The organism is Neolewinella lacunae (genome assembly GCF_014349155.1).
GTDB classification, from domain to species: Bacteria; Bacteroidota; Bacteroidia; order Chitinophagales; family Saprospiraceae; genus Neolewinella; species Neolewinella lacunae.
The window spans coordinates 1-24,253 of the sequence record NZ_JACSIT010000068.1; the positions used below are offsets into that span (position 1 = coordinate 1).

Annotated in this window: 16 protein-coding genes and 2 tRNA genes; 6 read left to right on the forward strand and 12 right to left on the reverse strand. The window is 57.6% G+C overall.

Going from position 1 to position 24,253, the window contains the following annotated elements:
• Positions 1–169: 169 nt before the first annotated feature.
• Positions 170–1,426 (forward strand): IS4 family transposase, encoded by a 1,257-nt coding sequence (locus H9S92_RS05370; protein WP_187465081.1) that lies wholly within the window; start codon positions 170–172, stop codon positions 1,424–1,426.
• Positions 1,427–2,250: 824 nt separating this feature from the next.
• Here H9S92_RS05370 and H9S92_RS05375 read toward each other — a convergent pair.
• On the reverse strand, positions 2,251–2,754 hold the full coding sequence (locus tag H9S92_RS05375; RefSeq protein ID WP_187465693.1) for a hypothetical protein: 504 nt from the start codon (positions 2,752–2,754) through the stop codon (positions 2,251–2,253).
• 160 nt (positions 2,755–2,914) lie between these two features.
• On the opposite strand from H9S92_RS05375, the gene H9S92_RS05380 reads away from it, so the two are divergent.
• Positions 2,915–4,288 (forward strand): M28 family metallopeptidase, encoded by a 1,374-nt coding sequence (locus tag H9S92_RS05380; RefSeq protein ID WP_187465694.1) that lies wholly within the window; start codon positions 2,915–2,917, stop codon positions 4,286–4,288.
• 410 nt (positions 4,289–4,698) lie between these two features.
• Here the strand turns inward: H9S92_RS05380 and H9S92_RS05385 are convergent, their stop codons facing one another.
• From H9S92_RS05385 to H9S92_RS05430, 10 genes are all read right to left on the reverse strand, one after another.
• Entirely contained in the window at positions 4,699–5,781 is a 1,083-nt protein-coding gene (locus H9S92_RS05385) for a hypothetical protein (RefSeq protein ID WP_187465695.1), read from the reverse strand.
• Between the two features lie 580 nt (positions 5,782–6,361).
• Positions 6,362–7,663 (reverse strand): amidohydrolase family protein, encoded by a 1,302-nt coding sequence (locus H9S92_RS05390; protein ID WP_187465696.1) that lies wholly within the window; start codon positions 7,661–7,663, stop codon positions 6,362–6,364.
• Between the two features lie 25 nt (positions 7,664–7,688).
• Positions 7,689–9,041 carry an amidohydrolase gene (locus H9S92_RS05395; protein ID WP_187465697.1) on the reverse strand — a complete coding sequence of 451 codons (1,353 nt, stop codon included), beginning with the start codon at positions 9,039–9,041 and terminating at the stop codon, positions 7,689–7,691.
• Between the two features lie 33 nt (positions 9,042–9,074).
• Positions 9,075–10,763 carry an amidohydrolase family protein gene (locus tag H9S92_RS05400; RefSeq protein WP_187465698.1) on the reverse strand — a complete coding sequence of 563 codons (1,689 nt, stop codon included), beginning with the start codon at positions 10,761–10,763 and terminating at the stop codon, positions 9,075–9,077.
• A 584-nt stretch (positions 10,764–11,347) separates the two neighbouring features.
• A tRNA-Pro gene (locus H9S92_RS05405) sits at positions 11,348–11,424 on the reverse strand.
• A gap of 54 nt (positions 11,425–11,478) precedes the next feature.
• A tRNA-Val gene (locus tag H9S92_RS05410) sits at positions 11,479–11,553 on the reverse strand.
• A gap of 208 nt (positions 11,554–11,761) precedes the next feature.
• Complete coding sequence (locus H9S92_RS05415; protein WP_187465699.1) at positions 11,762–12,091, reverse strand: DUF3467 domain-containing protein; 330 nt, start codon at positions 12,089–12,091, stop codon at positions 11,762–11,764.
• Positions 12,092–12,132: 41 nt separating this feature from the next.
• Positions 12,133–14,751 carry a type I DNA topoisomerase gene (topA, locus tag H9S92_RS05420; RefSeq protein ID WP_187465700.1) on the reverse strand — a complete coding sequence of 873 codons (2,619 nt, stop codon included), beginning with the start codon at positions 14,749–14,751 and terminating at the stop codon, positions 12,133–12,135.
• Positions 14,752–14,806: 55 nt separating this feature from the next.
• Positions 14,807–15,349, reverse strand: coding sequence for an NADPH-dependent FMN reductase (locus H9S92_RS05425; RefSeq protein ID WP_187465701.1), 543 nt, complete (start codon positions 15,347–15,349; stop codon positions 14,807–14,809).
• Positions 15,350–15,861: 512 nt separating this feature from the next.
• A complete protein-coding gene (locus H9S92_RS05430) occupies positions 15,862–16,902 on the reverse strand; it encodes an OmpA family protein (RefSeq protein ID WP_187465702.1) in 1,041 nt (346 codons plus the stop codon).
• Positions 16,903–17,438: 536 nt separating this feature from the next.
• On the opposite strand from H9S92_RS05430, the gene H9S92_RS05435 reads away from it, so the two are divergent.
• From H9S92_RS05435 to H9S92_RS05445, 3 genes are all read left to right on the forward strand, one after another.
• A complete protein-coding gene (locus H9S92_RS05435) occupies positions 17,439–19,559 on the forward strand; it encodes a T9SS type A sorting domain-containing protein (protein WP_187465703.1) in 2,121 nt (706 codons plus the stop codon).
• Positions 19,560–19,566: 7 nt separating this feature from the next.
• On the forward strand, positions 19,567–20,376 hold the full coding sequence (locus tag H9S92_RS05440) for a hypothetical protein (protein ID WP_187465704.1): 810 nt from the start codon (positions 19,567–19,569) through the stop codon (positions 20,374–20,376).
• A 135-nt stretch (positions 20,377–20,511) separates the two neighbouring features.
• The gene (locus H9S92_RS05445) at positions 20,512–22,443 is read left to right on the forward strand and encodes a mucoidy inhibitor MuiA family protein (RefSeq protein ID WP_187465705.1); all 1,932 of its coding nucleotides are present in this window, start codon (positions 20,512–20,514) and stop codon (positions 22,441–22,443) included.
• Positions 22,444–22,574: 131 nt separating this feature from the next.
• Here H9S92_RS05445 and H9S92_RS05450 read toward each other — a convergent pair whose 3' ends face one another.
• Positions 22,575–23,291 carry a DUF3667 domain-containing protein gene (locus tag H9S92_RS05450; protein ID WP_187465706.1) on the reverse strand — a complete coding sequence of 239 codons (717 nt, stop codon included), beginning with the start codon at positions 23,289–23,291 and terminating at the stop codon, positions 22,575–22,577.
• 391 nt (positions 23,292–23,682) lie between these two features.
• On the opposite strand from H9S92_RS05450, the gene H9S92_RS05455 reads away from it, so the two are divergent.
• Entirely contained in the window at positions 23,683–24,252 is a 570-nt protein-coding gene (locus H9S92_RS05455) for a hypothetical protein (protein WP_187465707.1), read from the forward strand.
• Position 24,253 lies beyond the last annotated feature (1 nt).

The following is a 24,253-nucleotide window of genomic DNA, read 5'->3' on the forward strand; positions in this document are numbered from 1 at the left end:
GCTACTCTCCCTACACAAGTTTATTCGTTAAAACATCGCATATTTACCTCATGGAGATTCGTTTAAAAAAAGATTTGACAAGATCAGCTCGCTGATCCGTCTGAGCCTGACATGCGTTGTAAACCGCTTCGGCTCGAACAAGGCCGAGCAAGTAGCCACAGAACGGTTTATGAACAATGAAAATGTCACGCTGGAAGACTTGGGAGAGTTACTCTCAGCACCTTGTCACTTGCAAGACTTGGATCATGTCGTGTTGGTTCAAGACACCACGCAGTACAACTTCGAGGCACACCGAGGGCGGTTTTCGGCGGATGATGCCGATATTGGCGTTCTGGGGGATAACCGTTCGCTGGGTCTGTTCGTGCATCCGACCTTGGGCTTCGATGAGGCAACGGGGATTCCGTTTGGGATTACCGACTTAGCAATCTACCAGTTGCCAGAGGATCGGGAACTGAAAGCAAACAGGGGTTATACCAAGCAGCCCATCACCGAAAAGCATTCTTACCGTTGGATCAAGTCAATAGAGGATAGTGTGGCCAAGATGCCAAAGGTGAAAAACTTTACAGCCATTGCTGACCGGGAAGCCGATATGTATGAGCTCTTCGCCCACCCCTTTGATAGCCGGGTTAAGTTGTTGATCAGAAGTGCACAAAACCGTAAATTAGCCAATGGACAGTTGCTTCATGCCTATCTGGACGACCAGCCCTGGCAAGGGGAGTACGAGTTGGAAATCAAGGGCAATAAAAAACGGTGCGACCGCACCGCCCAGATGACCATCAGGTGGTCAACTGTAGAAGTTGTTTGTCCTTCTAGTTTACATCGGCTGAAAAAAGATCATCCAGCTACAATTTCCATACAGGCCATAGAAGTCAAAGAGATAGAAGCGGGGGAAAGGGCCGAAGGGGAAGAACCTCTCCACTGGTATCTGTACACTACTCATGAGGTAACAAACTTGGTGCAGGCACTTCAAGCTGTCGAGTGGTACGTCAAGCGTTGGTGGATAGAGGACTTCTTTCGCCTCACTAAAAGTCAGGGGTTCGAGCTGGAGAAAAGTCAATTTAGTAGTGGAATGGCACTCAAACGACTAATCTACTTGGTTTACGGGGAGGCAATCAAGGTGCTGGCGTTGCGACAAGGTCGAACACTAACCGTTTCAGATAGTGCCAGGCTCGTCTTTGATAATGTAGAACTCCTCTTGCTAAAAGCATTGCTCCCTAAACTGGAAGGACGTACGGCTAGCCAGGCCAACCAGAACCCTACCAATAGTATTGCTTGGGCTGTATGGATTATCGCCCGACTAGGAGGCTGGACACCAAGAAACATCAACGTGAGACCCCCAGGCGTGATCACATTGCTTAGCGGGCTAAAGATTTTCAAGCAACGACTCGAAGGGTTTAAATTGATCTACAGTCAAATATCACCCTAATTTCTAATGATTTTTGCCCCAAAACTTGTGTAGGGAGAGTAGCTCCACAGGAGAGGGATGACCCAAGCACCATTCTTTATACGTTACGAGAATGTTTATCAGCTGCTAGAGTTTCTACTCAAAAGGCTCTCATGCTATTGCACATGATGAATCACGGGGAAAGCGAGAGCAAAATGCTGCCTCTTTCCAAAAAAATTACCTAATATACTGGCAATCAAGCCTTTGCGTCTCCCCTCTCCTATGGAGAGGGGTTGGGGGAGAGGTCTGGTCAGCGAATAAAAAACACTCTGGAAACCGAAAAAATACTGGAGCGGTCACCACTTACCATTTTACCCTACCCCTAGCTTATTTCTGGGGCTTCTACCCTGGAAAACGCCTCCCCGGCGCGGGAGGGATGACCCAAGCATCATTCTTTTTACGTTACGAGAATATTCATCAACCGCTAGAGTTTCTACTCAAAAGGCTCTCATGCTATTGCACATGATGAATCACGGGGAAAGAGAAAGCAATACGCCAACGCTTTCAGAAATATCACCTAAAAATCTGATAATCAAATTTTTGCGTATGCCCTATCCCTTGGAGAGACGTTTTACGCCGAAATATGCCGTGCGGCAGCAAACCACGAAGTAGCAGCGGAGCTAATCAAATATCAAGTATCGTCTATCAAAATAAATATCCTTTTTCGCAGCACGCTATCCCGCGCAAAAATCAATCAAAAATAAAAAATAAATGATCACCTATCAATTTCCTCGGCCGTGAAAATCACTCCTCCCGCGCAAGCCAAATGTTGAATGTTAAATGTTGAATTGTAAATGTTAAATCCCTCACTCCGTCCGCCCCACCAGGCGCAGTACGCTGCGGTAATTATCGTCTTTTTCGCCGTCGGCGTCCCAGTCGACGAGGCCGGTTAGGACGAGGCGGTCGCCCGTCAGATCGTAGCGGTAGTAGAGGGTTTTGTTGGGTTCGATGAAGAGGAGGCTGTCCTTACCCAGGTCTTTCCAGAGGCCGTTGGTGACGTCGGTGACTTCCCCATTTTGGAGGGTGTGGGTACGTTTCAGTTTTCCGTCGGGGGTGAAGACGGTGCGGGCGGGGCGTACGCCGAAGGCCTGGCCCCAGTCGGCCTCGCGGATGGTCTGCTGGATGGTGGTGTCGAGGCCCTGGTAGCTGGGGCAGTTGATCTCGATTTCCACGGTTTCCCAGGTGCCGAGGAGGGCTTGGCTGATGTCGACGGCCGGTTCGGGGTCGGTGACGGCGGCTTCCTGTGGTCCGCAGGAAGTCAGGAGGAGCAGGGCGGCAGCGGCCGCGAGGGGGAAGGAGAGGATGCGCATGATGGGCGAAGATAGGTGGTGGTGGGGAAATGGGGTTTAGGATTTCCATTTTGGCTTATCATACATCAAGAGGCCCTCGATTGATTGAACTTGGCTAACTTGGCCGACCAATCTGGTGGAAAGGCCACCCTCTGCTTACTTCATTTTTCTTCTTGCTGCTATGCGTGAATTCCTTTGTCTGCTCTCCTTCGTACTGGCTGCCGCCCTCCCCGCCCAAGCCCCCCCAGCCGCCGACCCCCGCCTCTACGACATCGCCGACGCGCCCAGCGTAGATCGCCTGCGCGAAGACATCACCCGCCTGGCCAACTTCGGCACCCGCCACACCCTGAGCGATACCACCAGCAACACCCGCGGCATCGGCGCGGCCCGGCGCTGGATCTACGACGAATTCCAACGGATCAGCCAAAGCTGCGGCGGCTGCCTGGAGGTGTTCTACCAGCGCAACCTCGTCCTGGCCGGCGAAACCAGCCGCATCCCCAACCCCACCTGGGTCGTCAACGTCGTCGCCATCCAGCGCGGTACCCAAGACCCCAACCGCATCATCATGATGAGCGGCGACATCGATAGCCGCATCTCCGACCCGCTCAATAGTACCGACGACAGCCCCGGAGCCAACGACAACGCCTCCGGAATGGCCGGGGTGCTCGAAGCCGCCCGCGTGTTGACCAAGTACCAATTCCCCGGCTCCATCGCCTACGTCGGCCTCAGCGGCGAAGAACAGGGACTCTACGGCGGCAAAGGGCTGGCCGAATACGCCAAAGAAAAAGAATGGGAACTGCTCGGCGTGCTCAACAACGACATGATCGGCAACATCACCGGGGTGGACGGCATCACCGACAACCAGTCGTTCCGCATCTTCAGCGAACCCTACTATCCGGACGATGTGACGGACGAACGCAAGAACATTTACCGCCGCTTCTTCGGCGGCGAAGTGGATGGCCCGAGCCGCCAACTGGCCCGCTACGTTCACCGCCAAACCGTGCAGTACACCACCAACCTGGCCCCCATGCTCGTCTACCGCCTCGATCGCTTCGGGCGGGGCGGCCACCACCGGCCGTTCAACGACGCGGGTTTCCCCGGCATCCGCATCATGGAAACCCACGAGAATTACACCCAGCAGCACCAGGATTTACGCACCGAAGACGGCATCGAATACGGCGATAAGCTGGAGCACGTCAACTTCCCCTACGCCGCCAAACTCACGGGCGTCAACGCCATCACCCTGGCCGGACTGGCCGCCGCACCACCCCCACCACCGCTGGTGATGATTGGCGGGACGGTAGAGCCCAGCGCCCGCCTCCGCTGGGAAGCCCCCACCACGCAGACGGAAATTGCCGGCTATTACGTCCACTACCGCCTGACCACCGAGCCGCAGTGGACGCACAAGCGCTTCGTGCCCGCCGGTAAGCTGGATTACACCTTCACCAATCTGGTCGTCGATAATTATTTTTTCGGCGTTTCCTCCGTCAGCCCCGATGGCAACGAGAGCTACGTCGTTTTCCCCACCACCTTAATTCCCCGGGGGACGCGCTAGGTGGAGACCTTCCAGGTCGATCCCCATGTTTTACCTCGCTCCCCCCAGGCTCTTCCGCTGCGACTTTTGGGATAGACAGACCGGACGCCCGCAGGTCCACCCAGGCCCTTCCGCTCCGCTCCAGAGCCTGGGCGGACGCTATGGGGTCCTGCTTAAATCATTGATAATGAGGGCTTTGTGTTTCGTCGAAGGTGTAGGACCCCGTAGCGTGCCCCGCCCACCAGACAACATAGCCGAACGGAGAGACTTTACGGCGGGGTACCTGCGGGCGTCCGGACTTTCCTCTTTAAAAGGCCCTATCCATCACGCCCTTACTTCCCCAAAGACTGGTAATTTCCGCCGCCGCGTCCAGGCTAGTGACCTGCGGGCGTCCGGACTTTCCTCTTTAAAAGGCGCTATAAAACACGCCCCTACTTCCCCAAAGACTGGTAACTATCCGCCGCAGCGCCGGGAGGAATAATGCCCGCCGTCGTGCCACGCAGCTGGTCGTAGAGCAACACGCTACCGTCGTTGTTCATCCGGTTGATGGTGTTGAAAAAGCGGCTGGCGAAGCGCCATAAGACCTCTTTTTCCACCTCGTCGAGCCGGGCGCGGTTGATGAGGCTGAGCACCTCCTTGCGCTGCTCGCGGAAGCTGGTGGCGACTTCACGCATCAGCAGGTCGTCCTGCAGGTAGCCGAGGTAAACGCGCTCGTAGATGCTCGTCTGCCCAACCTCCAGGGTCGGGCTGGCGTAGGGCGCACCTACCCAGCCGGTGAAGTCGAAGTCGTAGCCCACGGGGGCAAGCTTGCCGTTGGGCAGGCGCAGGACTTTCAGGTTGCGGCTCAGGGGCAGGCTCCAGTCGCCGTTGCCCACCAGGTACTGAAAAAGGGCGTGGGTCGCCTCAGCGGTGGGGTCGTAGGCTTCGGCGGGCAGGCCCAGCGCGTTTTCTACTTCTTCGGCGTTGTGGCGCGCGGCCAGCTCGTCAATATCCTCAATCAAAAAGGCGGTTTCGGTGCGCTTGGGGTGGCGGCCGTTGGCGTCCACGTAGGTGATTTCGAGCAGCTGCACGCGGAAACTGTAGGGGCTCAGCAGGTTGTAGGCGCGGTAGGCGAGGTATTCTTTCGTGATCAGGCCCTCCGCTTGCGCGTCGTCCGTACACGGCGTCACGAGCTTGTATTTATCAAAGTTCGTCAGGCCAGCCGCCTTCAGGTCCTTTTTGGAGAAATTGAATTTCAGGGGGGCAAATTCGCAGCGGTTGCGGCGGAACTTGCCGCGGATGCTCACTTTAAGGTCCCAGTTTTGTACCTGGCCCTGGGCATCGGTGAACTGGAAAGTGGCGGTCTGGTCGAGGGGCGACTTGGCCAGGATGCTGTCCATCGCCACGGTCAGCGTGACCTTGCGGGCAGCGTCGTCGCCGCCCTGGTACAGCAGGTCGAAAATAGAAGTAGCGGAAGCCAGCAGGGGCAGGAGACTAAAAAGGGCGGTCAGCAGTAAGGGGAAATGTTTTTTCATATTGCCTGGCATTTGGTGGGCGCGGTCGCAGGTGCAGTGGAAAGTCCTGAAAAGCGATGAACCTTAGACGATGCAAAGTTCGGGTTTAAAACGACTGCCAGCGCACCTGGTTGGAGCCGTGGAGGCCCCGGCTGGCAGAATTAATGTCGGTTTCATCCCCCTCACCTCCCGTTGAGGTGATTTTAAAACTGCCCTTTCTGCATTGGCAAAATTAATTTTGGTTTGCCCTGCTTTCGGGCAAGCAAGGTTGGGTTCCCGATCAGGGCCGCCAAACGCCCCCGAAAGCCCGTCTTTAAAGCAAAAAAATGGGCAAAAGCAAAACTTTAACATTTATTTTACCTGCCAGGAAAGCCGAAAATGGGGATCAGCCTGGCTCCGGAGACTTTCACGGCCCAAAGACCTCCCCCGCACCTGCGGCCGCGCCCCAAAAGAAAAGCCGGTAAAGCGCGTGGCTCTACCGGCTTTTCTGCCTTGAGTACCCCGGATTACGAATGCTTCGCATTCTCCATCCGGGGTTATTCACGTTGGACCCCTACCGGGGTCAGGGAGGACGCTGCTCCCCCTTTGGAGGCCGGGGGCACTAGTTTTTCACGCCCGGGCTGCGCTCCAGAAACTCGTCGTAGAGCAAGCTGTGGCGGCTGTTCATCGGGATTTCCCAGCCCTGGATGAAGACCTGCTCGATCTGGGTTTTGGTTTCCATCGGATCGCCGTCGCAGATGAAGAGGTTGGCGGTTTTGCCCACTTCCAGGGAGCCGAGTTCCTTTTCCAGGCCCATGATGCGGGCCGGGACGATGGTGATGGCCTCCAGCGCAGCCTGCCGGCCCATGCCGTAGGCGGCGGCGAAACCGGCGTGGAAGGGCAGGTCGCGCACGTTCTCCGTGTTGTTGGAGCGGATGGCCACCTGCACGCCCGCCTTGGCCAGGATGCCGGGGTTGGTGTACGACTGGTCGTAGCGGTCGGACTGCCGCGTCGGGATGCTGATGACCGGACCGGTGATGACGGGCACCTTGGCTTCGGCGATCTCCTTGGCTACGCGCCAACCTTCGGCGCAGCCGGAGAGGACGGCATTGACCTTGTTTTCCTTGATCCACTTGAGGGCGGAGAGGATGTCTTTGTCGCGGTCTACTTCAATCATCAGCGCCATGCTGCCGTCGACCACCGGGGCCATCGCCTCCAGGGTGGGGTTGTAGGTTTGGCGGATGCTGGGGTCCTTCGCCTTGGCGGCGGAGATGGAGGCGAAGAGCTTGGTTTCGGCCCAGAGATCGTTGATCTCCTTGAGCTTTTTGTCTTCGTCTTTCTTGCGGTCTTCCTCGCTGCGGCGGTCCCAACGGCCACGAGCTCCGCTGGAGGGGAAGTTCATCTGCATGGCCTGGTAGCCGGCGTACATCTCGGTGGGGGAGTAGCCGACGAGGTTGATCAGGGACGCGGTGCCGGGGATGAGGCCGCCGGTGGGCTTGGTGAGTACCGTTGTGACGCCGCTGACGCGGGTGACCGGGATGGCCGTAGCACTGGGGTTCACGGCGGTGAGGGAGGAGAGGAAAGGCTTGATGTCGCCGATCTCACTGGCGTCGTCGGTCAGGGAAACGGAGCTCACTTCTACCAGGCCGAGGTTGGTGCCTCCGTCAATGAAGCCAGGGTAGACGAACTTGCCGGTACAGTCGATCACCTTGGCATCGGCCGGGGCGTTTACCGAGGTACCAATGCCCGTGATTTTGCCGTCCTGGATCAGGAGATCGCCTTTGACCGTACCCTTGGTGACGGTCTCGATGGTGGCGTTTTTGAGGAGGAAAGCCCCTTTGGTGGCCTTACCCACTACCTGCGCAGCGAGGCCAGCGGTGGTGAGGAAGAGGCCCAGGAAGAGGAAAATTTTGCTAAAGCGCATTGCGGTTATTTTTTGTTGGGCTTACTTAGTGGTGGTGGGCCGCGTGTCCTTCGACGCCTTCCATGCAGCGGTGCTCGACGGCGTATTCCAGCATCATGTCTTCGGTTTTTTCGGGATCGACGCTCAGGCGCATGTCGTTGTCGTCTGCCTTGATGTCGAAGCGCACGATGCCGTCAACGATGGTCATTTGCGGCACGGCGTAGATCGAAAGCGGGTGGGCGCTGAAGATGGCGATGTCTCCGTCTTTGCCCTTTTCGAGAGAACCCACACGGGCGTCGATGCCGAGCTGGATGGCGGGGTTGAGGGTGATGAGGCGGAGGGCCTCGTCGTCGGTCAGCTGGCCGTAGCGCTGGGTTTTGCCGGCCTGGTGGTAGAGGTGGCGGATGTAGTCTTCGGAGTCGGAGTTGATGGAAGTAACGACGCCGTTGCGGGTCAGGATGGCCGCGTTGTAGGCCGTGGAGTAGTAGACCTCAAACTTGTAGGCCCACCAGTCGGCAAACACCGAAGCCATGGCCCCGAATTCGGCCAGCTCAGGCGCAACCTTAAATCCTTCGTTCGTATGCTGGAAAACGAGGCGCTTGATGCCAAAGTCTTTGCAGACTTCGAGCAGCATCAGGATTTCGTCGGCCCGGTACGAGTGGCAGTGGATGATGATTTCGCCGCGGAGGATGTCGGCGAGGGTCTCCATCCGGTAATCGTACTTGGGCGCAACGGCGGTGGGGTCGGAGGCCTTCTTTTTCTGGTAGCTTTCCTGGGCGGCCATGTAGTCTTTGGCTTCGGAGAAGGCCTGGCGGAAGACGTGCTCTACACCCATGCGGGTGCGGGGCAGGATGCGGTTGCCTTCGCCGTGGACGCGCATGGGGTTTTCACCGAGGGCGAACTTGATGGTCCGGGGCGCGCCCTGCATTTTGAGGTCTTCGGGGTTGTAAGTCCCGTAGCGCAGCTTGATGGTTTCGCACTGTCCGCCGATGGCGTTGGCCGAGCCGTGCATGGCGTGGGCGGCGGTGACGCCACCGGCCAGGGCGCGGTAGATGGAAATGTCGAAGGGGTCGAGCACGTCGCCCGTCCACACTTCGGCGGTAACGGGGTTGGTGGCCTCGTTGACGGCGTCGAGGGCAATGTGGGAGTGGGCATCAATGATGCCGGGCATGACGAACTGGCCGGTGGCGTCGATGACTTTGGCACCAGCGGGGGTGCGCAGGGATTTGCCGACGCCGGTGATCTTGCCGTTTTCTACCACGACGTCCGCCTCGGTGAGCACGCCGTTGGTGATGGTCAGGACCGTACCGTTCTTGATGTGGACGCTGCCGGTGGGCGTTTGGGCACCGAGGGCCAGGGAGGCCAGCAGCAGCGTTAAAAGGTGCAGATATCTTTTCATCTTGGTGATGTTGGAACTTTGGTTGGGGGAGGTTTACTGTCGGTCGGGTTTGCTCGTCCGGCTGCCTTCTACGTCGAAAGTGCCGAAGCTGCCGACCTGTACCGATCCGTCGAGGCTGTCGCCGTCCACGGTGAGGTCAAAAGACAGGGTGAGGTTTTGCCCGCCGGCGCTGAACTGGGAGGTGAAGGTGAGGGCATCGCCGGAGAGGCTGACGCCGGAGAGCTGGCGGGTTTCTCCCTCGGCGGTGATGGTGCCGCTCAGGTCGTCGGCCGTGCCCGTGATTTCCAGGACGCTGGTGGTGGTTTGGCCGGGGACGTCAACGGTGATCGACCAGGTCCCTACGGCACTGACTTTGGCGTTTGGGTCACTGGCCTTCTTCTTTTTCTTGGCTTCGTATTCTTTGGGTACCCCGTCGACGATGACGTAGCGGACGTTGGAGCCTTCGGCGAAGTAGGGCTTGTCCGTCACTACGAGGTTGGCGATTTTGCCTTTTTCAACGGTACCCATTACGTCCGAGAGGCCCAGCAAGGCGGCGGGGGCAGTGGTGAGGGCGGCGAGGGCCTGGTCTTCGGTAAGCCCGGCCTTGATCATGCGGCCGAGGTTGGCGCGGATGTCTTTAGACTTCGCGGTCAGCGTGGAGAAACCGAAGGAGACACCGGCTTTGGCGACGGCGGCAGCTTGCTCCTCGAACATCCGCTGGGCGGCGGCGCGGCGTTCCTCCATTTTGGTATCGATGGTAGGCGTAGGGGTGGTTCTGGTGGAGTCGCTTCCGCTGCTCCCTTCTTTTTTCTCTTCCTTCTTTTTCTCCTCGGGCAGGTCGAGGCTCAGGAAGAGGGGTGTTTTGGAGGCTTTGATGTCGGCCAGCGCGGGTTCAACGTGGTCGGCGTTGGCCAGGGCGAGCTGGAAGCCCATTTCCTTGGCCAGGCCGAGGGCGCGGAAGACGTCTTTGACGTTTTCTACGGCGAAGAACACGGGTTGCTTGCCGTCAATGACGGGGTAGAAAGCTTCCAGGGTTTCGTCGTAGGCCGTGCGGGCCATTCCCCGGGCGGCGCTGCTGTAGCGGGCGCTGTGGTCTTTGCTCTGTTTGGCCTGGAGGTAGAGCTCGCGCCACTTGGCCATGATGGCCATGGTGGTGGCGGGGTAGACGCCCCGGGAGCCTTCGAACTGGCTGAAGAAGGAGGATTCGGGCCGGTATACCGCACCCGTCTGGCCCCGGCCACCCAGCAGGATGATGGCGCCCTGGCCGGGCAACATGCTGCCGTAGGGCACGACGTGGGCGGCGGTGAAACCGAGGGCGAGGAGTTCTTCGACGGATTTGTCGCTGGCGTCCACCATATCAGCCGCCGAGCGCTCGGGTTGGATGCCGGCAATGGCGTTGGGCGGGTTGCCGGGGTCTTTTACCTCCGGGCGCCCCGTCTCTTCCTTCGGTTTGGGGATGCCGACGTTGGAGAGGCCGTCGATGAAGCCCGCGTAAACGTACAGGGAGTCGCCTTCGAGCACCTTGGCGTCGGCCGGAGCCTTCAGGTTTTTCCCGACGGCCTGGATCAGTCCGTCGCGAATGATCACGCCGCCCATTTCCAGTACGGTCCCGGGTTGCTGGACCACAATGGCGTTCTGGATGAAGTAGGCGTTAGTGACGGGGGGGCGCTCACCCTGGCCCGCGGCCAGCAGTGGCAAAAACAGAAGCAGGGGGCTTAGCCACCTGGCGAGTTGCTTGGTCATTGTCGTTTGGTTGGTTCTCTTTTTGGCCTTTGGCCGAGTTGCCGGGGCAAGGTACATTATTTTGGGAATTGGGGTGGGGTGGAGAGGTTGTGCGTTGATTTTTGCCTGGCACCGCAGTTTCTGTGGGTCCCCGTTTGCCTGAACGAAACCGGAAATTCCGGGCGAGGGACCTTCGGTTTTTTGGGAAGTCGGGCTAAAGCCGCGACATTGCCTTGGGTAACCTTCGGTTTTGGGGTCGGGCTAAAGCCGCGACAATACCTTGGGCTGAAGCCGCGACAATACCATACGCAAAAAGGCCAGTATGCAAAGCATACTGACCTTTCTGAACTTGGTCGGGATGACAGGATGGCTCCTTCGTCGCGTACTTCGTGCTTGAACCTGCTTGGCCCTTGGGGAAAAGGAAAAGGGATGACAGGATGAGCTAAAGCTGATCCTGGAGAGGGGGGCTACAAGTTCAGAAAGGTCAGCCCTACGGACCATGTCCTTTTTGCGTTGTCGGGTCGTTCTGAGTCTTCGTCCCTCGCCTCCAACGACCCGACAACGCAAAAAGGCCAGCATGCAATGCATGCTGACCTTTCTGAACGTGGTCGGGATGACAGGATTTGAACCTGCGGCCCCACGCCCCCCAGGCGTGTGCGCTACCGGGCTGCGCCACATCCCGATTGGATGTTATGGTGATCGTTGCGGGGGCGCAACGAACGGGGGAATTCGGGGGTGGTCGATACTGGGCTCGAACCAGTGACCTCTGCAATGTCAATGCAACGCTCTAAACCAACTGAGCTAATCGACCCGAAGTGCTTTTGCCGGCACCAAAACGCCCGTGCATTCACGGAAAGTTGCGGTGCGGGAGGCGGTACCGACCAGCGGTATCGCTTAAGCGGCTGCAAATATACAACGCTTGGGGAAATAGGGAAACAGTTGGGAGATTTTTCTTCCTCCGCTCCGCATTCCCTGCCCTGCACCTGCGTTCGCGCCCCAAAAAGCCAGCACTTGAAGCCCTAAGCCTGGGCCGTCGGCGTGAAGCTCATGGGCGGAAACTGCGGTCCGTGGTTGCTGCCGCCCGTCTCACCGATGGCCCCGTACTGGGCCTCGTACTTCTGGATGTTGTCCGCCAGGGCGGCCAGCAGGCGCTTGGCGTGCTGGGGCGTCAGAATCACGCGGCTCTTGACCTTCGCCTTGGGGGCGTTGGGGACGATGCGGACGAAATCGACCACAAACTCGCTGTTCGAGTGGGCGATGATGGCAAGGTTGCTGTACACGCCCTCGGCGATGTCCTCAGGGAGTTCAATGTTGAGTTGGTTCGGGGCTTTTTTATTGTCGTCGGCCATGGCAGATCTGGGTATGGAAATGAAAAAGGTGGTGGTAAAGGCTATTTCTTCTTCGGGGCGGCTTTCTTGGGCGCGGCTTTTTTCTTGGCCGCAGCGGGCTTGGCGCCAGCCTTGGCTTTCGGAGCCGCTTTGGCCTTGGTCGCAAAAGCATCGGGATACTGGTTCTCGATGATTTTCCTGACCTCCTCCAGGCTCAGTTCCGCCGCAGCTTCGCGGCTCATGCGGTTGCCGTCTTTGTCTTTGGGGATGTTGATGGGCTTCTTCTTGCCGAAGCGGATGTAGGGGCCCCAGCGGCCTTCTTCGATGTCAATCTTCGCTTCGGGGAAGCGCTGGATGTAACGGTTGGCCTCTTTTTCCACCTTGGCGGAGATCAGTTCGGTCATCTCGTCTTTCGTCAGGCGATCGACGTTGTAACGGGCCGGAATGTTGATGTACAGCTCGTTCCACTTCAGGAAGGGGCCGAAGCGGCCGGCACCTTTCGTCACCGGCAAGCCCTGGTAGGTCATCACCGGTGCGTCGGCCTGCTTTTTGGCGGCAATGAGTTCCTTGGCGCGGGCCAGCGTAACGCCGTGGGGGTCTTCGCCTTTTTCGAGGCTCACGAAGGTCTCTCCCCAGCGCACGTAGGGGCCGTAGCGCCCGATGCCGACGGCCGTTTCCTGGCCTTCCACTTCCCCGAGTACCTTCGGCAGCTCGAAGAGCGGCAGGGCAATGGCCAGGTCGATCTCCTCCATGTTCATGCCCTGGGGCAGGTTGGCGTAGCGGGGTTTTTCGTCGGGCAGCAGCTCTTCGGGCGCGCCGAGCTGGATGACGGGGCCGTTGCGGCTGAGGCGAACGAGCACCGTGCGGCCGGTTTCGGGGTGCTGGCCGAGGATGCGTTCGGCGTCCACACGGCCAGCGTTTTCCGTGGTGGTTTCTACCAGCTCGTGGAAGGGGTGGTAGAAGTCGGCCAGCATCTGGGTCCAGGTCACCTGACCCTCGGCGACGTCGTCGAATTTGTCTTCAATATCGGCCGTAAAGCGGTAGTTCATCACGTCCTCGAAATGGGCGTCGAGGAAGTCGGAAACAGCCATGCCCATGTCGCTGGCAAACAGGCGGTTTTTGACGGCGCCGGTGATTTCTGTTTTCGTGACCGTCGTGATTTTGCCATCTTTGAGGGTCAGCACCTGGTAGTCGCGCTCTACGCCGTCCCGGCTTTCGCTGGTGACGTAGCCGCGGACGGGGTCCATGATTTTGGAGACCGTCGGGGCGTAGGTGGAAGGACGGCCGATGCCGAGTTCTTCGAGTTGCTTGACGAGGCTGGCCTGGGTGTAGCGGCTGGGTGGGCGGGTGTAGCGCTGGGTGGCGGTCAGTTCGTTGAGCGGCAGAATCTGGCCCTTCTGGAGGGGCGGCAGCATGCCTTCTTCTTCGGCATCTTCGTCTTCGTCGTCGTTGCTTTCCAGGTAAACTTTGAGGAATCCGTCGAATTTGAGGACTTCCCCCTCGGCGCGCAGGCGGGCGTCGGCGACGGTGGAGATGCCGATGTCGACCGTCGTTTTTTCCAGCTCGGCGTCGGCCATCTGGCTGGCGATGGTCCGTTTCCAGATCAGTTCGTAGAGGCGCTGCTCGTCGCGGTCGCCGATGTTGATGCTGTGCTTATCGATGTACGTGGGCCGGATGGCTTCGTGGGCCTCCTGGGCGTCCTTCTTGTTGCTTTTGAAGCGCCGGACGTGGCTGTACCTGGCCCCGAAGGCGGAGGTGACCTCTTTCTCGATGGCGGCCAGGGCCGTTTCCGAGAGGTTGAGGCTATCGGTACGCATGTAGGTGATCATGCCCGCTTCGTAGAGGCGCTGGGCCACGCGCATGGTGCGCTCCACGTTCATGTAGAGCTTGCGGCTGGCTTCCTGCTGGAGGGTAGAGGTGGTGAAGGGCGCGGCGGGCTTGCGCTTGGTGGGCTTCACCTCAATGGAGGAAATCTTGAACTCCGCCCCCACGCATTTTTCCAGAAAAGCCTGGGCGCTGGCCTCGTCGTCAAACCGATCCGGGCTTTCGGCCTTGAGCAGGACGGTTTTGCCTTGCTCGTTGCGGACGTTGAACAGGGCATTGACCCGGAAAAAGGGTGTGGACTGGAAGGCGAGGATTTCGCGCTCCCGCTCCACGACGAGTTTGACGGTGACGGACTGCACGCGGCCGGCACTCAGGCCAAACTTTACTTTTTTCCACAGCACGCCAGAAAGCTCGTAGCCCACCAGGCGGTCGAGTACCCGCCGCGCCTGTTGGGCGTTGACGAGGTTGACGTCCACCAGGCGTGGCTTCTGGATGGCGGCCTGGATGGCCGGGGGCGTAATTTCGTGGAAGACGATGCGCTTGGTTTTGTCTACGGGTAGCTTCAGTACTTCGCAAAGGTGCCAGCTGATGGCTTCTCCTTCGCGGTCTTCGTCCGTGGCCAGCCACACCTCATCGGCCTTGGCCATGGCTTCCTTGAGGTCTTTGACGACCTTGCGCTTTTCGGGGGAGATGACGTAGTTGGGGCGAAAGTTTTTTTCTACCTCCACGGCTCCGTCGCCCTTATCGAGGTCGCGCACGTGCCCAAAAGACGACTTAACCGTGTAGTCTTTGCCCAGAATTTTTTCGATGGTTTTCGCTTTGGCCGGCGACTCGACAATCAGTAAATTTTTAGCCATGGGAGTTGTGGATGGGAAAAAGAAAAGCGGTTAAAGGGGCAATAACGCTGTTGTATTAATGGTGGGCGGCGATGAGTTGTTCGGCGTGGCGCAGGAGCGCTTTCTCCGTTGCGGCGTCGTTGAGACGGCCATCGGTCAAGAGATGCTCAACACCGCTGATGGGCAGTTTGTTGGGCAACACCCAGCCACCCATGTGGGCAATGGTATCGGCCAGGTGGTCCATTCCGCGCAAGTTTCCCGCCCGGCCGGTAGCGATGCCAACGAGGGCGATCACCTTACCTTTCACGTTTTGGCTGTACGCATTGACGCTGATGCCATCCAGGAAAAGCTTCAGCACCCCGGGGTAGCTGCCATTGTACTCAGGGACGAAAATCGCCAGTTTTTCGGCTTCCAGCACGTAATGTTGCTGTAATTCCCGCAACTCCGGCGCCATCTCCGCCGCGTTGTACATCTCAGGGATGAAGTGGCTCAGGTTGAGTTCCGCCAGGTCGAGCAACCGCGTGCTGGCTCCGAGCGCCTCCAGCTGCCGCTGGAAGTGGGTGGCAAACAGCAGGGTGCGGCTCGCAGGGCGGTTCGTACCGGAAATTACAGTGATCATAGACACGTTGGGGTGCGCAAACCTACGACGAAATTCCCGGAGCACGGTTTGCCGCTACAAAACAGCAAGCAGTAAAGGCAGTTCAAAGGGGCGCGTTATTAGGGCGCGGCCGCAGGTGCAAGGGGAAGGACGCCCCCCAACCCCCAATGGGGGAGCAGCGAAGGTGGCGAGACTCGCGGGTGCGGTGCATTTTCTTGCGGGATTTCCCCGGATTCCGGATGCGGTGCATTTTCTCGCGGGATTTCCCCAGATTCCGGATGCGGTGCATCCTCTTGTGGGATTACCCGGATTCCGGATGCGGTGGGATTCCCCGGATTCCGGATGCGATGCATCCTCCATCCGGGGTTATTCAAGTTCGCCCCCTACCGGGGTCAGGCAGGGCAGGTTGGTACAGTGGGGGGGTGGATAGTGGTGCTTTACTCTCTTCCCCCCTTAACCTTTACTCCTTTCCCCCCTTTCAACCTTTACTCCTTTCCCCCTTTACTCCTTTCCCCCCTTATTCCTTTCCCCCCTTACTTCAGCCCATCTTCCAGCACCCGGATTTCCACCCGGCGGTTGACGCGCATCTGTTGTTCGCCCCGGGCGTTGGGGTGGATCATTTCCAGGTTGGAGTAGCTCTTGTAGCGCACGCGGTGGGGCTCAATGCCGAAGTGGATGAGGTAGTCGTGGACGAGTTTGGCGCGGTTTTCCGCCAGGCGGTATTCCCAGCTGCCGGGGCCCTGGGGCAATCCTGGGCTATTGACGTGGCCGGCCAGCTCGATGCGGAGCTCGGGGCTGAAGCGCATGAACTGCAAGAGGCGGGGCAGAGTAGGGTAGGATTCCTTGAGCAGGTCGGTGCGGTTGCCGACGAAGTAGAGGTCGGGGATGGCCATGCGCTTGCCCGGCGCGGCGCTGGCCAGTTGGGAGACCAGGGCAGTCTCCGGCGGGTCGTCCTCGCGGAGGGTGAGGTGGTGACTGGTGAAAAAGTGGTCGCGGGCGTACACGTCGAGGCGCACGGGGGCATCCAGGGGGAGGTAGACGGTGTAGCGGCCGTCGGCGTCGGCCCGGACCGTATCGCGCAGGTGGCGGCCGTGGGCGACTACGCCGCCGGGCAGGGGAACGCCATCGGCATCGGTGATGGTGCCCACGAAGCGGGCGTAGCGGCGGGGCAGGCCCGAGCGGAGTAATACGCGGCGGTTGCGCCATTCCCTTTCCTGGGTACTGATCCGGAGGCGGCGCTCGCCGAAGTGACGGATTTCCACGGCTTCCGGTGGCCAGCCGGCGGCCAGGACCGCCGCTAAAGTGCTTTCGCTGCGGCGGCGGGCCAGGAGGTCGTTGGCGTTCTCGGAGCCCACCGCATCGGTGTGCCCTTCCAGGTACAGGGACAGTTCGGCGGGGCGGTCGGACACCATTTCAGCGATGGCCCTGGAGGCGGCAGCGCTCAAGGCTGCGCTGCCAAAATCGAAGTAGATCGTGTCCGTACGGTGCACCTCTACACTGTCTACGTAGCCGGTCACCTGGGCCAGCAGGCTTCCGCTCCAAAACAGCAGTATTCCGAGGATGACTTTGGGCACTTGGTAAGGATTGACTTGGTCAATATAAGGGTTTTGGGGCGAAAAAATTTTACTTTGCCTAAATTTAACAAGGTAATTGGCCCTTCCGTTTCGGTCTTGAGGCACCCCAAACCCCCACTGATCCTTACCCCGCTAGCGGACGCCCTGCTGCCCAGCTTTACCGACCGAGGGGCAAACCCCAAGCATGCTTATAGTGAGGCCACCCAGTGCAGCACCGACGGTGACTCATTAAAACAGGCTGGATCAGCCCGCGAGCACCGACCCATGGGCCAGCCTAAACCGCAGGTTGGTTGAAATACCCTTGCAAAAAAAATGAGAAAATAAATGGATGATTAGTTGCTGCCTATTGGTTCAAGGAATATCTTTACATAAAATGATGTCTCTTATGAAAAACCCTTTCACCCTTTCACCCTTTCACCCTTTCACCCTTTCACCCTTTCACCCTTTCACCCTTTCACCCTTTCACCCTTTCACCCTTTTTTCGCCTAATTAGGCAAAGCAGAGCGAGTTGGTTCGCCCGAAAACTTACCTTCCTAATGTTGGGATTGCTTTCCCTATTTGTGGCACCCATCAAGGCCCAAACCATCTGCCCTGTAAACACAGTGTTGGAGTCAACGATTGACGAGTGGGATTGGACCCAGCCACTTTACACCCTCTACTATAAAATAGACGGTACGAACGTCACGAACGTCAACGTCATTTCCCCGTTCTACGATCTCACCAACAACGGAGAGCCGAATGTGGAATATCTCCAAACCGTCCCTCCGGATTTTGCCTTGGAAGACGGGTGGGAATTGCTCTACCGAAACTTCGGCGGCCCCATCCCCGGTACGTCCGGAGTTGAGTTTGTTGATGCCCCTTCCTTTGCGCTTTACAATAGGTACAGCGGAAAAGTGAGGGTAATGGTGTATCACCCTTCGGACAATTCTTCTTCGTTTGATGTTATGGAGGTAAGGGCGGCTAACCGGGACGCAGAAAATGAATCTGCATTTATATACGGCTCTGCCCTTTTCTCCTACCTGGAAACCCCTTCAGCGGCCTTAGATCAATTTGCCGCCTTCGGCAATGGGGCATCAGCGTTCAACCGCTACGTTGATGGTGGGGTATGGGCTACCCTTGACTACGTAGTGGCTTACGATCCTTGCGTATGTGAATACCCTTCCAGGATTTACGTAGAATCCGTTCTGCGGGATTCACAAGCCATTAATCTACAACTTACGGGTACGGCACTGACCGAACCGCAAGTACAGGCGGGTACCCCGGCAAATACCCTGCAACAAGGGTATAAGTTAGCGGCGAATGGCTTTGGCGCTTTTGGTGCGGGGCTTACCAGTTTCAATAAGCTGGATGGGTACTATGAAAAGATTCGCGATTGGAAGGAGGCCAGCGAAAATGGGACTGCAAATTCACCCCGGCCTACCTTGAATGTTTTGGGAGAAGTACTGCCCGCTTGGTTCAGCCTGGGCGAAAAAGTGGTAAGCGTCTTGAAGTTCTTGACCGGATCGAAGGGTATGGCTTCGGCACCTCGTATTACTGGCTACTCCACGACGTTTAATTTGCAGGGAAACGGAAGCATAGTTAATGAGGATGTGGCCAACCCCAGCAGCTATAATACCCCCAGCTCGGAGGCCCAGAACGGGGTCCAGTATTCCGACGGTTCGGATCCGGTGTACGGGAATCCCTTGGGGGTGTTTAACTTGGTAACCACTCCGGAACTTCGTTATAGGGTGAACAATCAATCGGGCGCTACCAACCGCGCTTACGACTGGTACTATTCTTTTGATGGAAATGACTTGGATTACGTAGTAAATACCTCGGCAGGCTTTGAGCCCGTACCCAGACGGCTGATGTTGGCACTCGTCTACGAAGGGTGCCCTTATGAGGTGCGCACGATGCGTCTTCTGGACCAGCGGGTAGGTGGAGACTTCCGGACCCCCTTTGTTGATGCCGCCTGCTTCGAAAACCAGTTTGTAAACTTCTACGCGGACTGGTTAGGGGGCGGCGGTGACGGAACCATCGGGGGGGGGGGAGACATCAAAGAGCCCATTCGGGTTACTGATTTCCGCGAGTACAACTGTTTGGGCGAGGTATATCTTCAGGTATTGGCGACCTTAATCCCGACCAATGGAGGGGATGATGTGGTGTTTATGGGCAGCTACCGGGTAAACATCGGAGCGGCAGAGAGCATCAACGCAGCACTTCCTTTCGGTGGCTTTTTTTCCGATGAAGCGGCTGCCAGAGCTTGTACTGCGCCCGTCGTGCCCCCCATTAGCGTTGAGGCGCTGACGCAATTCTGCCACGACATATACAACCCACGCACCACAAAATCGGGCACTCCTCCCACCATTATCAAAGAAATAAAGGAGGCCGCCAACCTTTCGACGGCTAGTATCTCGAATGTTCAAGCAACGAGCGTCGTTTTTCCCAACCCATTCGTTGATCAAATCTCCATCCAAGCGCAGGGAGAACCCCTCGAAAAAATTATTCTGTTCGATCTCATGGGCAGGGTAGTTTTTCAGCGGGATCATCTGGCACTTGACTCGCCTTTTTCTCCCTTGCGATTAAATCTGGCAGATTTGCCACAGGGGCATTACCAACTACAGTTGGTGTACAAAAACCGGGTGGCTGCTTCAACCATCACCAAAACCTCAAACTAAGCCCTGCATGTTGCGCTACTACCCCCTTTACCTCAGTTTTTTCGTCTTCATCCTCGGCTGCGATGGGTGTAATGACGACTGCTTTGATATGACCGACCCTGCTTGTATTAACTACGATTTCTGCCTGGCGCAGGAAGAAGTTAGTGCGGAATTTGAAGCTTTCCTTTTTATTGAAACCAATCCATTTGAAACTGGTGAAATCATCCGGATTGAATCGCCGATTATGGATACTACTTACCCTGGACGAATTTATTTCCGCGCATTGAGTGAGGATGCAACAGGATTTGACTGGATGGTTGGTAGCGATCCCCGGATGGTGACGACTAAGGAATGGGACCTGGGCTTTCCAGCCTTAACGGGTCGCGTGGAAATTCGCTTAACGGCAGAACGGGAACTGAGCCGTTGCCCAGAGCGAGGACTGGAGACGAGTACATCGGCAAGGGATATTTTTATTTTAGATCATCGGTTTAATTCGCCAGTCCCTTACCTCGGGAGGTATCTAGGCAATAATGCCAGCGAACCGGATTCAGCGCAATTTGAGATAGAGTTCTTTCTTTCACGTCCGAGCGATGGTAAAGTGGAAATTCGAAATTTCCCCCGTAATGCGAGAAATAATGGTCGGTTTAATAATCTTGGCATTGTCTCCAACTACAAATCTTTCATCATTTCTCCTACGCCCAACATCTGCTGCGACCGGGCCCACGGTACGGGGGTGTTTTCGGATGACAAGCGGTCGTTGCGCATCGTCTACCGTACTTTCGATTTTGAGCGGCAAGTGTGGGTAGATGATGTCTGGACGGGGAGTAGGGTAGAGTGATGGTGCACCTGGTTAAACAGTGAAATTGCCGACAATCCTTCTTCCAAAGAGTCCAGCAGGGGGGGCGGATGAAAAATTTTACTCACTAGTGTGCATTTCTAGAGGGTAAAGCATCCAAGCCCCAAAAAATCCACTATGCTGCGTAGCCTTCCCCTGCTCCTCGTCCTTTTACTCGGCACCTGCGTCCGCGCCCAAGAAGCGGCACCACCACTGGAAACGAAGGTGAGCTCGACGATCACCGACGCCACCGTTTTTCTGGAGGGCGCGCAAGTGGGCCGCCGGGCCAAAAGCAAGGTGCCCGCCGGCCGCGCGACCCTGGTTTTTACCGGACTGACGCCCGACCTGGACCCCAATAGCCTGCAAGTGAGCGCCCCGGGTAACGACTTCATCATCCTCTCCGTCAGTCACCGCCTCAACTTTGGCGCGCCGCCCGCCGAAGACCCCAAGACGGGAGAAATCAACGCCAAAATCCGTGCCCTCGACCGCCGCAAAGACCGCCTCGACGCCCGCTTTTTGCTCACCAAAGAAGAAGAGGCCATCCTGGCCCTGAACCGCGAAGTGGCCAGCCCCCAAACCGGCCTCGACGCCGAAGACCTCATCCGCACCGTCAATTTCCACCGCGAACGCCTTACCGCTCTCCGCATGGCCCAACTCGGCATCGCCGATAGCCTCGGCCTGCTCAAAGAGGAACGGCAGGACTTACAGCGCCAACTGGCCGAACTGGGCAGCAAGCGCACTACCCCCAAAGCTACCGCTGAAGTGGTGGTCGTCACCGAAGCCAAAAGTGCGACTACCGGAGATTTTAGCGTGCAGTACCTCGTGCCCAACGCCAGCTGGATTCCCCACTACGACGTGCGGGTGAGCGACGTGACGCAGCCGGTAGACCTGCGCTTTCGCGCCAACGTCCAACAACGCAGTGGAGAAGACTGGACCAACGTCCGCCTCCGCCTAAGCACCGGAGACCCCAGCGCTTCGGCCATTGCCCCGACCCTCAACCCCTGGCGGCTCTACGCGGGGAGCCGGCCGCCGGTGTACCGCCCGGCCGTGCAAAAAGACGTTGCCTTCGGGTACAAGCACATCTCCGGAACGATTACCGACGAAACGGGAGCGCCCCTCATCGGAGCCGGAGTGATGGTGCCGGGCGGATCGATTGGGACGGTTACCGACCTCAACGGCAACTATTCCCTCGACGTGCCCGCTGCGACCAGCAGCCTCAATGTAAGCTACACGGGCTATGAACAAGGCGTAGCCACGATCTACGGCGACCGGGCCAATCTGGTGATGAACCAAGCGGGACAGTTGCTGGATGAGGTGGTGGTGACTGGCTACGGCGGCCGCAAAAACCAAAGCGGAATACGGCCCAGCGCCGCCGGAGTCCGCCGCCAACTCGCCGCCGCGGTGGAAGCCGAAGAGATCGCCGAAGACACCGCCCCCGTGCCCGTCAGCACCCAACGCCGGGCGACTACGGTGACCTTCGACATTGAACTGCCCTACACCATTCCCTCCGACGGCAAAACGCGGGACGTGGAAATCAAGCAACACCAACTGCCCGCCACCTACACCCACCTGGCCGTGCCCAAACTGACCCCCGACGCCTACCTGACGGCGGCGATCACCGACTGGGAAAAGTACGACCTGCTGAGCGGAGAAACGAAGCTGTTCTTCGAAGGCACCTACCTGGGCAAGAGCTACCTGGACGTAGCCAGCGTAACCGACACCCTGGAAATTTCCCTGGGCCGCGACCCCAACGTGGTGGTGGATCGCAAGGCTACCGACGATTACCGCAAGCGCAACTTCTTCGGGGGCAAAGTGAGCGAAAGCCGGGGCTACACCATTGCGGTGCGCAACAAAAAGGGACAGCCGATCCGCCTACTCCTCCTCGATCAGGTACCCATCTCCACCGACGAAGACATCACCGTGAAAAACGAACTGCCCGCCAATGTGCAGCACGACGAAAAGACCGGCATTTTGGAATGGCAACTCAACCTGGCACCCCTGCAGGAGACGAAGGTGGCCTTTGGCTACGAGGTGAAATATCCGCGGGAGAAGCGGGTATTTTTGGAGTGACCTGTTCCGGACGGACGCTCAAAGAACGATTTTGGCTGCGGTTGCCAGTCTACGCTACGCTCCGCTTGGCAACCGCAGCTAAAATCGACGCTTCGAGGTCCTATGAGGGTCGATTTAAGCTGGGGAAAGGGCTACATCACCGCATCAATAAACATCCCCACTGCAATTGCCGCCAGTGAAAAGGTGATCATCCCGATGATGTAGGCCAGGAAGGCTTTTACATAACTCCCTGCTTTGCGCTTATCGAAAAAATGGCCAACGGCGTAGGAGGTATAGGCAAAGCCCACCATGCCACCGATATGCAGCAAGTTCACGGAAGTGAGGGCTTGGGCCAGGCCGAAAAAGGCATAGATCAGCATGCCCATTCCCATGACGAAGCAGAGGAGAATGAGGATTTCAAAATAATTGAATTGGTATTTCCGGAAGAATACTTTTATCCAGAAACCGATAAACACCGCCATGATGATATTGGCGTAACCGTAATTATTCTGTACCCACTGGAAGATGAGGAGGGTGGAAGATTCTTGGTCGGCAGAATAGTTGACGTAGCCATCTTCGAAGTGTAACAGCCTGTTCAGCAGGGTATAGATGAGCGACGTTAAGATGAGGAAGACGATGGGTTTGACCAGGCGGTTGCGGTCTTCCGTCAGGAAAGCCTTGATGCTGCCGCCGGGGTTGAACGCTAATTCGCGGACGGTGAGCAGGAAACCTTTTTCCAGGCTGAGCACCGCCTGGATCTCCTGGAGGAGGTAGTGGCCGCTGACGCGGGGCACCGCCTTGGGGCGGCCGCAGTTGGGGCAGTAGTGCAGCGCGATTGCGGTGTTGCAGTTTTTGCAAAGCTCTGGCATGGGTGGTTTCTGGTTGGGTGGGTTATCTTGGGCAAGGTAGTGGATGTGGGGGTTTTGGGCAACGGGGGCTTTCCCCCTCACCCCTCGAGGGTCCAGTGTATAATGGCTTATCTTAAGGCGTATTTCCTTCAATGGTTATAAGGGGTTTTGGTATGCATTAGGGTCTGGTTGAGGGTGTCCCCACCCGAATGTCCGTGTTTCGGGTGGGGACACCCTCAGCCGGGAGTTTCTGAGGGAGAGCCCCCCGCCGCTGCCCAGTAAAGAAAGGCGGGTGGCACGATAAGAGGAAGGATGAAGACAAAAAAATCATTACCCGTGCAGCGTTCCTCTCCGTTTCCCCGAATAGTCAATTGTAAGCGCTTTTGCTTACGACACTAACCAAGCAAATCACATGTTACGTTTTATTCTCCCTTCTTTTCTTCTTTTGGGCTTCCTGCTGCTCGTCGGCTGTGAAAAGGAAAACTTCGACGTGGTCGAAGAAATCCCGGAGGTGGTCACCCCCGTCGTCGTGGAGACGGAGGAAGAGGCCAACAATTTCTTCCTGAAAACGCCCAACGGCGAAACCATCGGCCTTAAGGGGCAAGGCGCCATTTCCGCAACCGGAGCAGTGGTGCTGACGACCTCCGCAACGACCACCATCCAGTGCAGCGATTCCACGTTTTCGGTCGATTTTGCTGGCGACGATCCAGGCTTCTGGATGGTACTTTTTGGTCAGCCCGACCCCGTAGTACTGTTTGCCGCAGCGGAAAATGTCCCCGAACTGAGCAATGCCTTCGTCCGCGCCGATTGTGAAACTGTACCCACTACGCTTGAAATCACCGCCTTTACCGGCAGCCGCATCGCTGGCCGCTACACGACCGAATTCTTCACCGATCCGGTCAATTCCACGCGCTGCGAGGACTACACCAACCTGGGAGTAATTGAAATCGTCTTCGACGTCGCACTCACCCCTTGCCAATAGC

Bases quoted from the DNA above. Each gene is read 5' to 3' on its own strand.
- H9S92_RS05395 (WP_187465697.1), bottom strand. From the start codon at position 9,041: ATGAAAAGATATCTGCACCTTTTAACGCTGCTGCTGGCCTCCCTGGCC.
- topA (WP_187465700.1), bottom strand. From the start codon at position 14,751: ATGGCTAAAAATTTACTGATTGTCGAGTCGCCGGCCAAAGCGAAAACC.
- H9S92_RS05385 (WP_187465695.1), bottom strand. From the start codon at position 5,781: ATGAAAAAACATTTCCCCTTACTGCTGACCGCCCTTTTTAGTCTCCTG.
- H9S92_RS05440 (WP_187465704.1), top strand. From the start codon at position 19,567: ATGTTGCGCTACTACCCCCTTTACCTCAGTTTTTTCGTCTTCATCCTC.
- H9S92_RS05380 (WP_187465694.1), top strand. From the start codon at position 2,915: ATGCGTGAATTCCTTTGTCTGCTCTCCTTCGTACTGGCTGCCGCCCTC.
- H9S92_RS05370 (WP_187465081.1), top strand. From the start codon at position 170: ATGAACAATGAAAATGTCACGCTGGAAGACTTGGGAGAGTTACTCTCA.
- H9S92_RS05375 (WP_187465693.1), bottom strand. From the start codon at position 2,754: ATGCGCATCCTCTCCTTCCCCCTCGCGGCCGCTGCCGCCCTGCTCCTC.
- H9S92_RS05425 (WP_187465701.1), bottom strand. From the start codon at position 15,349: ATGATCACTGTAATTTCCGGTACGAACCGCCCTGCGAGCCGCACCCTG.
- H9S92_RS05455 (WP_187465707.1), top strand. From the start codon at position 23,683: ATGTTACGTTTTATTCTCCCTTCTTTTCTTCTTTTGGGCTTCCTGCTG.
- H9S92_RS05400 (WP_187465698.1), bottom strand. From the start codon at position 10,763: ATGACCAAGCAACTCGCCAGGTGGCTAAGCCCCCTGCTTCTGTTTTTG.
- H9S92_RS05415 (WP_187465699.1), bottom strand. From the start codon at position 12,091: ATGGCCGACGACAATAAAAAAGCCCCGAACCAACTCAACATTGAACTC.
- H9S92_RS05435 (WP_187465703.1), top strand. From the start codon at position 17,439: ATGTTGGGATTGCTTTCCCTATTTGTGGCACCCATCAAGGCCCAAACC.
- H9S92_RS05445 (WP_187465705.1), top strand. From the start codon at position 20,512: ATGCTGCGTAGCCTTCCCCTGCTCCTCGTCCTTTTACTCGGCACCTGC.
- H9S92_RS05450 (WP_187465706.1), bottom strand. From the start codon at position 23,291: ATGCCAGAGCTTTGCAAAAACTGCAACACCGCAATCGCGCTGCACTAC.
- H9S92_RS05390 (WP_187465696.1), bottom strand. From the start codon at position 7,663: ATGCGCTTTAGCAAAATTTTCCTCTTCCTGGGCCTCTTCCTCACCACC.